The organism is Amycolatopsis acididurans (assembly GCF_012328925.1).
In the GTDB taxonomy this organism is placed as follows: domain Bacteria; phylum Actinomycetota; class Actinomycetes; order Mycobacteriales; family Pseudonocardiaceae; genus Amycolatopsis_E; species Amycolatopsis_E acididurans.
This window is the reverse complement of sequence record NZ_JAAXLS010000046.1, coordinates 25,211-37,758: the sequence shown is the minus strand read 5'-3', so window position 1 is coordinate 37,758 and position 12,548 is coordinate 25,211. Positions and strand designations below refer to the sequence as shown.

12 protein-coding genes are annotated in these 12,548 nt (G+C 68.4%); 2 read left to right on the top strand and 10 right to left on the bottom strand.

Annotated features, from left to right (window positions below):
* Positions 1 to 27: 27 nt before the first annotated feature.
* From HFP15_RS34615 to typA, 7 genes are all read right to left on the bottom strand, one after another.
* A complete protein-coding gene (locus tag HFP15_RS34615; RefSeq protein WP_168521407.1) occupies positions 28 to 426 on the bottom strand; it encodes a type II toxin-antitoxin system VapC family toxin in 399 nt (132 codons plus the stop codon).
* Positions 419 to 658, bottom strand: coding sequence for a FitA-like ribbon-helix-helix domain-containing protein (locus tag HFP15_RS34610; protein WP_168521405.1), 240 nt, complete (start codon positions 656 to 658; stop codon positions 419 to 421). The genes HFP15_RS34615 and HFP15_RS34610 overlap by 8 nt, the downstream gene beginning before the upstream one ends.
* A gap of 82 nt (positions 659 to 740) precedes the next feature.
* On the bottom strand, positions 741 to 1,670 hold the full coding sequence (locus HFP15_RS34605; RefSeq protein WP_168521403.1) for an ABC transporter permease: 930 nt from the start codon (positions 1,668 to 1,670) through the stop codon (positions 741 to 743).
* Between the two features lies 1 nt (position 1,671).
* A complete protein-coding gene (locus HFP15_RS34600; RefSeq protein ID WP_210718251.1) occupies positions 1,672 to 2,688 on the bottom strand; it encodes an ABC transporter permease in 1,017 nt (338 codons plus the stop codon).
* A 169-nt stretch (positions 2,689 to 2,857) separates the two neighbouring features.
* Positions 2,858 to 4,639, bottom strand: coding sequence for an ABC transporter family substrate-binding protein (locus HFP15_RS34595; protein WP_168521401.1), 1,782 nt, complete (start codon positions 4,637 to 4,639; stop codon positions 2,858 to 2,860).
* A 192-nt stretch (positions 4,640 to 4,831) separates the two neighbouring features.
* Entirely contained in the window at positions 4,832 to 6,529 is a 1,698-nt protein-coding gene (locus HFP15_RS34590; RefSeq protein ID WP_210718261.1) for an ABC transporter family substrate-binding protein, read from the bottom strand.
* Between the two features lie 194 nt (positions 6,530 to 6,723).
* Positions 6,724 to 8,622 carry a translational GTPase TypA gene (gene typA / locus HFP15_RS34585; RefSeq protein ID WP_168521397.1) on the bottom strand — a complete coding sequence of 633 codons (1,899 nt, stop codon included), beginning with the start codon at positions 8,620 to 8,622 and terminating at the stop codon, positions 6,724 to 6,726.
* 141 nt (positions 8,623 to 8,763) lie between these two features.
* On the opposite strand from typA, the gene HFP15_RS34580 reads away from it, so the two are divergent.
* Together HFP15_RS34580 and trpS are read left to right on the top strand one after the other, a co-directional pair.
* Entirely contained in the window at positions 8,764 to 8,919 is a 156-nt protein-coding gene (locus HFP15_RS34580) for a hypothetical protein (protein WP_168521395.1), read from the top strand.
* Positions 8,920 to 9,095: 176 nt separating this feature from the next.
* Entirely contained in the window at positions 9,096 to 10,061 is a 966-nt protein-coding gene (gene trpS / locus HFP15_RS34575; RefSeq protein ID WP_168521448.1) for a tryptophan--tRNA ligase, read from the top strand.
* A gap of 9 nt (positions 10,062 to 10,070) precedes the next feature.
* Here trpS and HFP15_RS34570 read toward each other — a convergent pair whose 3' ends face one another.
* Genes HFP15_RS34570 through HFP15_RS34560 form a run of 3 tightly spaced genes read right to left on the bottom strand, consistent with a single transcriptional unit; the run spans position 10,071 to position 12,517 of the window.
* On the bottom strand, positions 10,071 to 10,463 hold the full coding sequence (locus HFP15_RS34570; protein WP_168521394.1) for a (deoxy)nucleoside triphosphate pyrophosphohydrolase: 393 nt from the start codon (positions 10,461 to 10,463) through the stop codon (positions 10,071 to 10,073).
* Between the two features lie 12 nt (positions 10,464 to 10,475).
* On the bottom strand, positions 10,476 to 11,798 hold the full coding sequence (locus tag HFP15_RS34565) for an ATP-binding protein (protein ID WP_168521392.1): 1,323 nt from the start codon (positions 11,796 to 11,798) through the stop codon (positions 10,476 to 10,478).
* 14 nt (positions 11,799 to 11,812) lie between these two features.
* Positions 11,813 to 12,517 (bottom strand): response regulator transcription factor, encoded by a 705-nt coding sequence (locus HFP15_RS34560; protein ID WP_168521390.1) that lies wholly within the window; start codon positions 12,515 to 12,517, stop codon positions 11,813 to 11,815.
* Between the last annotated feature and the right edge of the window lie 31 nt (positions 12,518 to 12,548).

Here is a 12,548-nt window from a genome sequence, read left to right as displayed (position 1 = left end):
TCACCCCGCTGAAGGTTGAGGGCCTTTTCAACGGACGAGTTCGACCTCGCACGGCAGACCCGGCGCCCGGCTCAGCCGGATGTCGCCGGTCAGCAACGGCAAGCCGAGCAGCTGCGCGAGCACGACGTAAAGCCCGTCACAAAAGGAAATCGTGCGCCGGGCGGCCCACGCACCGTCGAGTAAGGCAAGGTGGTCGTATCGCTCATCGACCAGCCCGCGAACAGCCTGCAAACCCGTGATCGCCTCCGCTGCGTCGATCTCGGCGCGCCGCTCCAGACCGCGCAGAGCCTGGCCCACTTCGGCATCGATCAGGTACGGCGCGTGTGTCCGGCTGGCACCGATGAGCTTGCGCAGAGCGGCACCGACAGCGTCCTTGCGTGCCAGGAAAGCCACCAATGCCGAGGCGTCGACGACGTACTCACTCACCTCTGGCCTCACGCAGCACCTCGTCGATCGACTCGGCAGTCGCACCCGGTGCGGCGCTCGCCGCGAGCTGTTCCTCGATAATCCTGACGTACTCCGCTTTTGTGCGCTGACGAGCGATTTCGATGAGATGGTGGCGCATGTAGGCCTGCAGCGACTGACCGGCGGCGGCTGCGCGACGTCTCAACGTCTCCGCCACATCGTCCGGAACATCCTTCACCTGAATGGTACTCATGGCGCCATTTTAGCGCCACATCGCCGCCAAAAGAAAGGCGCCCTCCCCGTCGCGGGAAGGGCGCCTTCTGTCGTACTAGGTGTCAAGCCTTCATCCGGCGTTGCCTCGGGTCGAAGGCGTCCCGCAGGCCGTCGCCGATGAAGTTGATCGACAGCGAGATCAGCACCAGCACCACGAACGGGCCGAAGAACAGCCACGGCCGGTTCTGCACCTGCGCGTAGTTCTCCAGGATGATCCGGCCCAGCGAGGTGTCCGGCGGCTGCACGCCGAGCCCGATGAAGCTCAGCGCCGCCTCGACGAGCACCGCCTGCGCCACGGCGAGCGTCGCGTTCACCGTGATGCTGCCGACCATGTTGGGCACCAGATGCCGGAAGATGATCCGTCCGGTGCCCGCGCCCGCGGCCTTCGCGGCCTCGACGAACTCGCGTTGCGACAGCGCCATCGCCTCGGCCCGGGTGATCCGGGCGATCGGCATCCAGGCGAACAACGCCAGCACGATCGCGACCACGATCCAGCTGCCGTGCCCGAACATCTTGGCCATGATCGCCGCCGCCGCGATCTGCGGCACGATCAGGAACAGGTCGGTCAGCCGCGACAGCGCCGAGTCGGTGAAGCCGCGCAGATAACCGGCCAGCGATCCGAAGATCACGCCGATCATCGTCGCCACGACGGACACGATCACCGCGATCAGCAGCGAGAACTGGGTGCCGCGCAGCACCTGCGACACCATGTCCTTACCGACCTGGGTGGTCCCCAGCGGGAAGTCCGCGCTCGGCGCGGCGAACGACGGGTTGCTCGCGTCCTCGTAGGCGTGCGGCCAGAAGATCGGCATGATCAGCGCGATCAGCACGATGAGGATCAGTACCGCGGTGCTGATCATCGCCAGCTTGTGCCGCAGGAACTTGCGCAGTACCAGACGGCCTTGGCTGACCGCTTGGGGCAGCGCCTCCGGGGGCAGGGTGCCTTCGCGTTGAGCGGCCGAGGCCGCCTCGCCGGCAACCAGAGAGTTCATGTCAGCCAACGCGAATCCTCGGGTCCATGATGCCGTACAGGAGATCAGCGATCAGGTTGGCGACCACCACCATGACGGCGACGACCACGAGCCAACCCATCAGCGTGCTGGGATCGAGGTGGTTGACCGAGTCGACCAGCAGTGTGCCCATCCCGTGCCAGTTGAACACGGTCTCGGTGATGATCGCCCCGGTCAGCACCTGACCGAAGTTCACCGAGAAGAGCGTGGCGACCGGGATCAGCGCGTTGCGGAAGGCGTGCCGGAACACCACCCGCGAGGACGACAGCCCCTTCGCACGCGCCGTGCGCACGTAGTCCATGTTCAGCGTTTCCAGCATCGACGCCCGCTGGAAACGGCTGTAGGCGGCGAAACTGATCGCCATGATGGACAACGTGGGCAACAGGAAAGCGCCCGAGTATTTCGCGAGGAAATCTCCGAACCCGTCGAACGAGAGATTCTCCGGGCTCGTCGTGCGCAGCCACGGGTTGCCGAGCCAGTCGGTCAGCCCGAGGTCGCGCACCCAGCCGTTGATCTCGATCGCGTAGTTCTTGAGCACGATGGCGACACAGAAGATCGGCATCGAGAAGAGGAAGAACGCCAGTGTCGTGGCGATGTAGTCCCAGATCGAGTACTGCTTCACCGCGGCGAGCACGCCGACGGCGACACCGATGATCAGCGCGAGGATCTCGGCACCGACCACCAGCCGCAGGGTCACCTCGAAGGCGCCCATGACCTTCGGGAAAACCGGTGCCATCGCGTTGCCCTGCGCGACGGAGACACCCCAGTCACCGTGCAGGAACTTCCACAGCCACAGGAAGTACCGGACGATGATCGGCTTGTCGAGGTCGAGCTGCCGCTCGGTCTCGGCGATCGCGGCCGGGTTGATGTTGGGCCGCCCCTTGAGCTCGGCCAGCGGGTCCCCGGCGGACGCCACCATCATGAAGACCGCGAAGCTGCCGACCAGCAGGACCGGGATCGAAATCGCCAGCCGGCGAAGGGCGTAAATAACCAGGTTCAACGGAATTGCTCCTAATCCGGGCCTGGCCGGAAGTATGCAGCCGTGCCCGGCCTCCACCGTACTTGGGGGTCGCCCAAGGTCGACAGCTACTTCCGGATGGAGTACGGAGGCCGGGCTCGTGGCGCGGCCTCCGTACTCTCACCAGTTCAATCGATCAGCGCGAAAGCGGTCAGCCCCGCTTCTCCCACTCACCGGCGTTCCACAGAGCGCCGTAGTAGGACTGGAAGTACACCTTGTCGACGCCCTGGAAGGCCCACATCGACGGCATCGCGAACAGCGGCAGCGAGGCGTAGTCCGCGGCGATCGCGGAGTCGGCCTGCTGGTAGAGCTTGCGCGCGGCACCCTCGTCGGTCTGCGAGACGGCCTGGTCGAACAGGCTGTCGACCTGCGGGTTGCTGTACTTCTGGTGGTTCTGGTTGCCCTTGGTCGAGTACAGCGGCTGCGACTGCGACTTGAACGGCGGCTGCGACCACGCGAACAGCGCGATGTCCCAGTTACCGGTCGAAAGCCGGCCACCGGAGAGGAACGTCGGGTCGTTGTCGTTCTTGACCTCGATACCGGCGGCCTTCGCCTGCGACTGGATGATCTCCACCGTCTGGTCGCGACGCGGGTTGTTGTTGTGCGAGATGGTCACCGAGAACCGCTGACCGTTCTTCTGGTAGATCCCGTCCTGGCCGAGGGTCCAGCCGTCGGCCTCGAGGGTCTTCTTCGCCGCGGCGGCACCGAGGCCGGCCGTCTTGCCGTAGCCCGCGTCCTGGTAGCCGGGCTCCGCCGGGGTGTAGATCAGGCTGTTATCCGGCGTGATGTCCGACTGGACTTCCTTGAGCAGCTTGGTGGTGATCTCCGAACGGTCGATCGCCTCGAACAGCGCCTGCCGGGCCGGCTTCTGCGCGAGAATCGGGTTCCGGTAGTTCATGTCGATGTGCTCGTAGGACAGTTCCGGGGCCGAGCCGTAGATGACGCCCTGCGAGGACAGGCTCTTCATCGTGGTGGCCGCTGTGGCGTCCGGCTGGGTCGAGGACACGACCTGGACCTCGCCGTTCTGCAGCGCGGTGGCCATGGCCTTCTGGTCGGCGAACGCACGCAGGATGATCTTGCTCGGACCACCCTTGCCGCCGGCCCAGTTCGGGTTCTTCTCCAGCGTGACCGTGCCGGCGTTGTCGTCGTAGCCGGTGATCATGTACGGACCGGAACCCGGGTCGAGGGCCTTGTCGAAGCCCTTCCACTTGTTGGTCCAGAAGTCCCCGGCCTTCTGGAGCAGGGCCGGGTCGCTGGTGGGCGTGAGCTTCGTGATGTCCGGGATACCGGTCTGCTGCTCGAGGATGTGCGCGGGAAGCAGCGCGTTGGAGTCGAACAGGCCCTTGTAGTCGAGGTAGGGCTGCTTGAACGTGGTGACGAAGGTGGTGTCGTCCTGGCACTTCGCGCTGTCGATCAGGTCGTAACCCGCGGTAGCGGCCGGGTTGAAGCCCGGCGTACCCCGCTGCGAAAGGTAGGCGAGGTAGAAGTCCTTGCAGTTCCAGGGAGCGCCGTCGGACCACTTGATGCCCGGCTTGAGCTTCCAGGTGACGGTGAACGGACTCGTGGACGTGACGTCCCACGACTGCATCACGTCGTTGTTGAGCAACACGTTGTTGTTGCCGTCGATCACGCCGGCGCCGGACAGGGCGGCGATCAGTGCGAACGTGTTGTACGACGAGTTGGTGTCCGGCGTCTGGTTGTTGTACGCCACGAACTTGTCGTCGATACCGACCGTGATCGTGCCGTCCCAACCCTGGACGTCAGCGAGCTTGAACGTGCCGGCCTGTACGTTTTCCGCCTTGCCGGTCGCCATGCTCTTGATGTCGGTGCTCGAACCGTTCTGGTTCGAACCACCGCCGCCTCCGCACGCACTCAGCACGAGCGCCGCAGTCGCGGCCACGGTTACGGCCGAGGCTGCTTTCCATCTGCTCATTTAAGTGTGCCCTCCTAGCACTGGACCTAAGGTCCACACCACTCCGGCGTCAGGCCGGAGCTTATGTCACACCGGCTGCACATGTCCGGCGCACTGCCGGAGAACGCTAGAAAGTTGCACACATGGAGTCACCACTCTGGGAGCGATTGTGACCAAAGGGTGACTTCTGGCTAACATGCCGACATACGTTGGTTACTTGCCGCCACGCGTCCAGTTGACGGCTGACCCGAACGGTCCAGTCATCGCAGGTCCAGGCGTCACGCCGGAGATTCCGGAGCCGATCGCGAGGGTGTCCGCGAGCTGGAACAGCGGTACCACGGTATGCCGCGACCACAGCTGCGGTTCCACTTCGGACAGTGCCTCGGTGACCGATTTGGTGCCGGACAACGCCGCCTCGATCGCGGGCTCGATCTGGGAGTCGCACATGGCGACCGGGTTGGCGGGCTGGACGCTGGTCGTCGAGGTCGCCTTGTCCTGGCCGGGACGGCACCCGAAGTTGGAGGCCAGCACGGTCGCCGGGTCTCCCCCGACGGGCATCGGCACGACCGCGATGTCCACCCCGACGCTGCCCGAACCGTCCGGCGGCGTGGTGGTCGTCGGCGTGGTGGACGGCGTGCTGCCCGCCACCGGCATCGCGAGCTGGCTTGCGAACAGGTCACGCGGCTGCGGGTTGATCGTGCTGACCCCGACCCCGGCGGCGATGAGCTGGCTCGCGAGTTCCTTGGCGATGCTCGCGTACGGCTCCTGCTGACCCGGCGAGGCGATCACCAGGTTCAGCGGTTTGCCGTCCTTGCGCCAGGTTCCGGCTTCCTTGACATACCCCGCGCTCTTCAGCCGCGCCTCCGCGGTGGCCGGATCGGGCGCGGAGGCGTTGGGCGGAATCGTGGCCGCGTACCCGGGCTCGGACGGCGGCAGCACCTGCGCGTCGGCGCGCAGCCCGGCCGACGGGCCGCCCGCGGCGCCCTCGTCGATCAGCTTGTTCCGGTCGATCAGCGCGGCGATTCCGGCACGCACGTTGTCGTCGACGAGCGGTCCGTTCGCGGGCCGCAGGAGCAGATCGACGACGCGCGGGCTCGGCACGGTGCTCAGCTGCACGCCGCTGCCCAGCTCCTGGAGCAACTTCAGGGAGGTGGCGTCGGTCCGTGACATCACGAACTGGTCGTTGCCGCTGCGCAGCGCCGCGACCATGCCGGGCTGATCCGACCGGCGCAGCACGATCTGGTCCACCGCGGCGGGTTTCTCCCAGTAGCGATCGTTGCGCTCCAGGATGATCTCGCCGCGCGCGGTGTCGAGGTTCTTGATCGAGAACGGCCCGCCGTACGCGGGGAAACTGCCCTGCAGCGCGCCCTGCCAGCCGCCGGGGGCGTCCTTCATCAGATGCTGCGGAAGCAGATCGGAGAACAACGTGCGCCAGCCCGGGTAGGGCTTGCTGAAGGTCACCTGAACGCGTTTTCCACCTTCACCCGGCTGGATGTTCGAAATGAGCCGGTACCCGGCGGGCTGTACCACGCCGGGCTGATCGCGCATCGCGTCGGCGAGGTAGACGAAGTCCTCGACCGCGATCGGCGCGCCGTCCGACCAGGACGCGTCCTGGCGGATCTCGTAGGTGACGGTGAACGGCGCCTGCGAGGTCACCTCGGCCGAGCGCATCAACGTCGTGTCGAGCTGGTACTGCCCGTTGTCCGACGGCCGGAACACCGAGGGCAGCAGCAACTGCGACAGCGCGGTGGTGATCGTGGACTGGTCGCCCAGCGCGTGCGGGTTGTAGCCGCCGAGGATGTCGTCCACGCCGATCACGATCTGTGACGCGCTGGCCGTCGGGGTCGTCGACTGGGCCACCGGCGAAGTGACGACCGGAGGCGGCGGCGTGGACGTACACGCGGCGAGCATCGCCACCAGCACCAGGGTCAGTGCCGCCGCTCTGCTTGTCCGCACACTGCCTCCCTGGCGCTGAAGTCCACGATGGTGCCATAGGGCCGGTAACCGTGGTACCGAGATTGCCAGACCGCCCGAGGCCGCCACTCATCGGTTCAGGTACCACCAAAAGGTGGACGTTCACGACCCGATCGTGGTTCCGCCGGGGGCTACTTCGGCAGGCTCTTGGCGCGCGAACGCTCCTTCGCACGCTGGCTGATGTCCAGCGTCACCTTCCGTACCCGGACGGCCTCCGGCGCCACCTCGACGCACTCGTCGACGGCGCAGAACTCCAGCGCCTCCTCCAGGCCGAGCTTGCGCGGCCGGGCCAGGCGCTCGAGCTCGTCACCGGTGGACGAGCGCATGTTGGTGAGCTTCTTCTCCTTGGTGATGTTGATGTCGAGATCCTCGGCGCGCGGGTTCTCCCCCACGACCATGCCCTCGTACACCTCGGCACCCGGCTCCACGAAGAACGTGCCGCGGTCGGCGAGCTGGATCATCGCGTACGAGGTGACCGGCCCGGACCGGTCGGCGACCAGGGAACCGCTGTGCCGGGTGCGGATCTCGCCCGCCCACGGGAAGTAGCCCTCGAACACGTGGTTGGCGATGCCGGTGCCGCGGGTCTCGGTGAGGAAGTCGGTGCGGAAGCCGATCAGGCCGCGCGCGGGCAGCACGTATTCGATGCGGATACGGCCGGTGCCGTTGCCGCCCATGTGCTCCATGCGGCCCTTGCGCGCCGCCAGCAGCTGGGTGATCGAACCGAGGTGCTCCTCGGGCGAGTCGATGGTCAGCCGCTCGAAGGGCTCGTGCAGCTTGCCGTCGATCGTGCGCGTGACCACCTGCGGTTTACCGACGGTCAGCTCGAAGCCCTCGCGGCGCATCTGCTCGACCAGGATGGCCAGCGCCAGCTCGCCACGGCCCTGGACCTCCCAGGTGTCCGGGCGGTCGGTGGGCAGCACCTTGATGCTCACGTTGCCGACCAGCTCCTGGTCCAGCCGTGCCTTGACCAGGCGGGCGGTGACCTTGTCGCCACCGTTGCGGCCGGCCAGCGGCGAGGTGTTGACGCCGATGGTCATCGAGATGGCGGGCTCGTCGACGGTGATCCGCGGCAGCGCCTCGGGGTTCTCCGGGTCGGCCAGCGTGTCGCCGATGGTGATGTCCGGGATGCCCGCGATGGCGACCAGGTCACCGGCAGCGGCCTCCTGCGCGGGCACGCGGTCGAGTGCCTCGGTGATCAGCAGCTCGGAGATGCGCACGTTCTGCGTGGAGCCGTCGGCGCGCATCCACGCGACGGTCTGGCCCTTGCGGAGTTTGCCGGAGTGGATGCGGATCAGCGCGATCCGGCCGAGGAAGTTCGACGCGTCGAGGTTGGTGACCAGTGCGCGCAGCGGGCCCTCGGGGTCCGCGGTGGGCGGCGGCACGTGGCGCAGCAGGGTGTCGAACAGGGGGTCGAGGTTCTCGCTGTCCGGCAGGCCGCCGTCGGTGGGCTGCTCGAGGCTCGCCCGGCCGGCGCGCGCGGAGGCGTAGACCACGGGCAGGTCGAGCACCGCGTCCAGATCGGCGTCCTCGATGTCGCCCGCGAGGTCGAGCAGCAGGTCGTGGGTCTCCTCGACGACCTCGGCGATGCGGGCGTCGGGCCGGTCGACCTTGTTCACCACGAGCACGACCGGCAGCCCGGCTTCGAGGGTCTTGCGCAGCACGAAGCGGGTCTGCGGGAGCGGGCCCTCGCTGGCGTCGACCAGCAGCACCACGCCGTCGACCATCGCGAGGCCGCGTTCGACCTCGCCGCCGAAGTCGGCGTGGCCGGGGGTGTCGATCACGTTGATGACGACCGGGCCGTCGTCGGTCTGGCGGCGGATGGCGGTGTTCTTCGCGAGAATGGTGATGCCCTTCTCGCGCTCCAGCTCACCGGAGTCCATCACCCGGTCGACGAGCTCGGCACGCTCGGCGAAGGCACCGGACTGGCGGAGCATGGCATCCACCAGAGTGGTCTTGCCGTGGTCCACGTGCGCCACAATGGCGACGTTGCGCAGGTCCGTGCGGACCTTCTCGGCGGTTGCAGCGGGCACGCGTGGGCTCCTGGTACTCAGAGGCGAAAAGGGAAACCGGGGCCGACTTTGGCCATACGCGGTCGCACCCAGGATACCCTTTGCCCCTTTGTGACCAGGACCACGCTCCACTATTACTTAGGATCGCCTAACCTAAAGGCAATGAGTAAGAAGGACGCGGACCCCAAGGCGGTCGTCCGCAAGCTCGTCAAGACCGGCAAGGTCAAGAAGAAGTGCTGCCGGTCCAAGCCGCGCTGCAAACGGTGCCCCGTGATCGCCCTCCAGAAGGCGAAGGCCGACATCCGCAAGGCGGCATGAAACGCGTTTCCTCGGCACGGCCGAGACCAGGTAAGGTGCCGTCCATGCACAGCTTCACGGGACAGTGGTGGCCGCCTTCCGGCGGCCGGGTTCCTGCTGTGCGCTGACAGCACCGAGGCCGCCTGCGGGCGGCCCTTTTTCTGTGCTCCCGCGGGTGGCCGATCACCGAGGGAGACATCGTGAGACTGTCGGGCATCACCCCGTCGGGACATCCGCAACTGGGCAACTACCTTGGCGCGGTCCGCCGGTGGGCCGTCGAGGGCGGCGAGGACGATCTTTATTTCATCGCCGATCTGCACGCCATGACCACAACGCACAATCCGGGCAGATTGCGTGCGCGGACCAATGAAACGCTCGCCGTTCTGATCGCGTCCGGAATTCCGCCGGAACAGGTTTTCGTTCAGTCCGATCTCGCCCGCGAACTCGGCGCGCTGACGTGGGTACTGGAATGCACGTGCAGCTACGGCGAAGCCGCCCGGATGATCCAGTTCAAGGAAAAGGCGGGCGGGCAGGCCGGGGTGCGGCTGAGCCTGCTGACCTATCCGGTGCTGATGGCCGCCGACATCCTGCTGCAGGGCGCGTCGGAGGTACCCGTCGGCGAGGACCAGAGCCAGCACGTCGAACTGGCACGGGCGCTGGCGCGGCGGTTCAACCAGACCTACGGCGAGGTATTCACGGTGCCGGCCGCCGTGCTGCCACCGACCGGCGCGCGCGTGCGCGACCTCGCCGACCCGTCGCGGAAGATGTCGAAGTCGGCACGCGACTCCGCCGGTGTGGTGTTCCTGCTCGACGAGCCCGATCTGGTGCGGCGCAAGATCCGGCGCGCGGTGACCGACGGGCAGGCGAAACCGGCGTACGCACCCGAGGACCGGCCGGGGGTGTCGAACCTGCTGGAGATTCTCGCCGCGTGCACCGGAGTGTCCCCTGTGGACGCTGCCGCGGAGTACGGCACCTACGGCGCGCTGAAGGAGGCGGTGGCCGACGCCGTGGTGGGCACCCTGCGCCCGCTGCGCGAACGAACCATGGAGTTGCTGGGAGACCCGTCCGAACTGGACCGTGTCCGCAAGGCGGGTTCGGTGCGCGCGGCCGAACGCGGCGAGCACCGGTTGCAGTCGGCGCTGCGGCTCATCGGCGCGGCATGACCGCCGCGGTCACGGCAGCAGCGCGCGCAGGTGCGGCAGCAGCTCCAGGTCCGCGGGCAACCACCGGACGGACTCGAGGGAGTGCCCGTCGATCCAGCGAAGTCCCTTGTGGTCCAACGGTTGCGGCTCGGCGGCGGGGTCGGCCAGCTCGGCCGAGTACACCTTCAGCACGAGACCGGCGCGCAACGGCACGTTCGGCCCGACCCGGCTGCCGACCTCGATCTCGACGCCGAGTTCCTCGACGCATTCACGTCGCAGGGCCGCGCGCTCGGACTCGCCGGGCTCCACGCGGCCGCCCGGCAGTTCCCACAACCCGGCCACCTCCGGCGGGTAGGCCCGCTGCTGGGCGAGCAGGGTGCCGCCCCGCAGGATGGCCGCTCCGACGATCACTCGCGCGCTCACGAAGTGGAGACGTTACCGGGCGGGGGCGGCCTCGCCGTTGCCCGCACCGGCACGCCGCCAGCTGACCTGGAAACGCGCGCCGCCTTCGGGCGACTCGCCCACCGTGACGCGGCCGCCGCGCCGCCGCACGGCCTCCGCGACCATCGCCAGGCCCAGGCCGGACCCACCGGACGAACGGGACCGGTCGTCGGCGACGCGATAGAACCGGTCGAAGACCCGGTCGCGGTGTTCCGGCGGGATGCCGGGCCCGTCGTCGTCGACCACGACTCGCGCGGTGGAGTGCCCGGCGAGCACGGACACGGTGATCCGCGACCGCGCGTACCGGCAGGCGTTGCGCAGCAGGTTGTTCAGCACCAGCTCGACCTCCGCGGGTGCGGCGTGCGCCCACGCCTGCCCGACCACGCCGCTCACCCGCACCTGCGGCGAATCCGCCGGCAGCCGCTCGGCGGCCGCGCGTGCCTCCGTGACCAGTTCGACCGGTTCGGCAGGCGGCAGTTCACCCGCGTCCGAGCGCGCGAGCGTGAGCAGGCCGTCGAGCAGGGCGGACAGCCGTTCGGCCTCGGCGAGGATGTCGGCGAGGGTTTCCTGCGCCAGTTCGGGATCGGGGTTGGTGACGGCGACCTCGGCCTGCACGCGGATCGACGCGACCGGCGACCGCAGCTCGTGCGCCGCGTCCCCGGTGAATCGCCGCAACCGCCGGCTGGCCTCCTCCTGCCGTTGCAGCAGTGAGTTGAAATCCGCTGCCAGCGCACGAAGTTCGTCGTTCGCCTCCGGCATCGGCAGTCGCCGGCCCGGTGGCAGTGCGCGCACCGACCGCCGCATCCGCCCGACCGGCCGCAGCGCCATACGCACCAGGAGCCAGGTGGCCACGGCCGCCAGTACCGCGCCGAGCGAGGCCGCCCACAGCAGCCAGTGCGATCCGGTGCGCACCGCGGTCTCCAGACCGACCAGCCCGGTGCCGACGACGACCAGCCGCAACGTGCCGTCCGGCGTCGGCACCACCGAACCTCGCCAGCGCTGGCTCGCCGGGGAACCGGTGCTGACCGGTTGTCCCGCCTTGAGCGTGCGGATCTGGGCGGGCCCGAGCGCCGGTTCCGGCGCCTGCCCGTCGGCCGGTGCGCCCGCGGTGTCCAGCACCCGCAACGTCACGCCGGGCACCGGCGCGGGCGCACGTCCGTCCGCCACCGCCGCCGTGGCCGGCCCGAGCATCGCGCCGAGGTCGCTGTCCACCGTGTGCATCCGGAGCGGGCCGAGCCCACGGCCCGCCGCCACCGCGACGGCGAGCAGGACGGCGAGCGTGACGACCGCGGTGGGCACCGTGATGCGCAGCCACATCGGCCAACGAGAGATCACCCCGGCAGGACCTCGTCCAGCTGCGCGTCCGAAGCCAGGTAGCCGTGTCCGCGCACGGTGCGCACGAGCGAGCCCGCGCCCACCGCGTCGAGCTTCCGCCGCACGTAACCGACGTAGACCTCGACGACGTTGCGCGTCGCCGCCTGCTCGTCACCCCACACCGCGCGCAGCAGCTCGTCCTTGGTGACGACCGTGCCCGCCCGCCCGACCAGCACCTCCAGCAGGCCGAACTCGCGGGGGCTCAGCGCGACCGGATCGCCCTGCCACCGCACCTCGCGGGTCGCCCGGTCCACCACCAGTGCGCCGATCCGCAGCGGCCCGCGCGCGCTGTCCGCCGATGCCCTGCGCAGCACCGCGCGCACCTGCGCGACCAGCACCACGAACGAGAACGGTTTGACGAGGTAACCGTCGGCGCCGAGGTCGAGCCCGTCGGCCTGGTCGACCTCGCCGTCCTTGGCCGAGATCATCAGCACCGGCGTCTGGATGCCCTGCGCGCGCAGTTGTTGCAGCACGCGGTAACCGGACAGTCCCGGCAGCATGATGTCCAGCAGCAGCACGTCGAACGAACCGGTTTGCGCGAGCCGCAGCCCGCTCGGCCCGTCCCCGGCCGTGATCACGTCCATGCCTTCCGCGCGCAGCCCCCGGTGCAGTGCCTTGCGCACGCCCGGTTCGTCGTCCACCACCAGCACTCGAGGCTTCACGGTGCCAAGGATGCCCGGTTTTCGCTGCTCG

Excerpts from the sequence above, each read along its gene's own strand:
- HFP15_RS34610 (WP_168521405.1), bottom strand. The coding sequence starts at position 658 with ATGAGTACCATTCAGGTGAAGGATGTTCCGGACGATGTGGCGGAGACG.
- HFP15_RS34605 (WP_168521403.1), bottom strand. The coding sequence starts at position 1,670 with ATGAACTCTCTGGTTGCCGGCGAGGCGGCCTCGGCCGCTCAACGCGAA.
- HFP15_RS34595 (WP_168521401.1), bottom strand. The coding sequence starts at position 4,639 with ATGAGCAGATGGAAAGCAGCCTCGGCCGTAACCGTGGCCGCGACTGCG.
- HFP15_RS34590 (WP_210718261.1), bottom strand. The coding sequence starts at position 6,529 with ATGCTCGCCGCGTGTACGTCCACGCCGCCGCCTCCGGTCGTCACTTCG.
- HFP15_RS34580 (WP_168521395.1), top strand. The coding sequence starts at position 8,764 with ATGAGTAAGAAGGACGCGGACCCCAAGGCGGTCGTCCGCAAGCTCGTC.
- HFP15_RS34565 (WP_168521392.1), bottom strand. The coding sequence starts at position 11,798 with ATGTGGCTGCGCATCACGGTGCCCACCGCGGTCGTCACGCTCGCCGTC.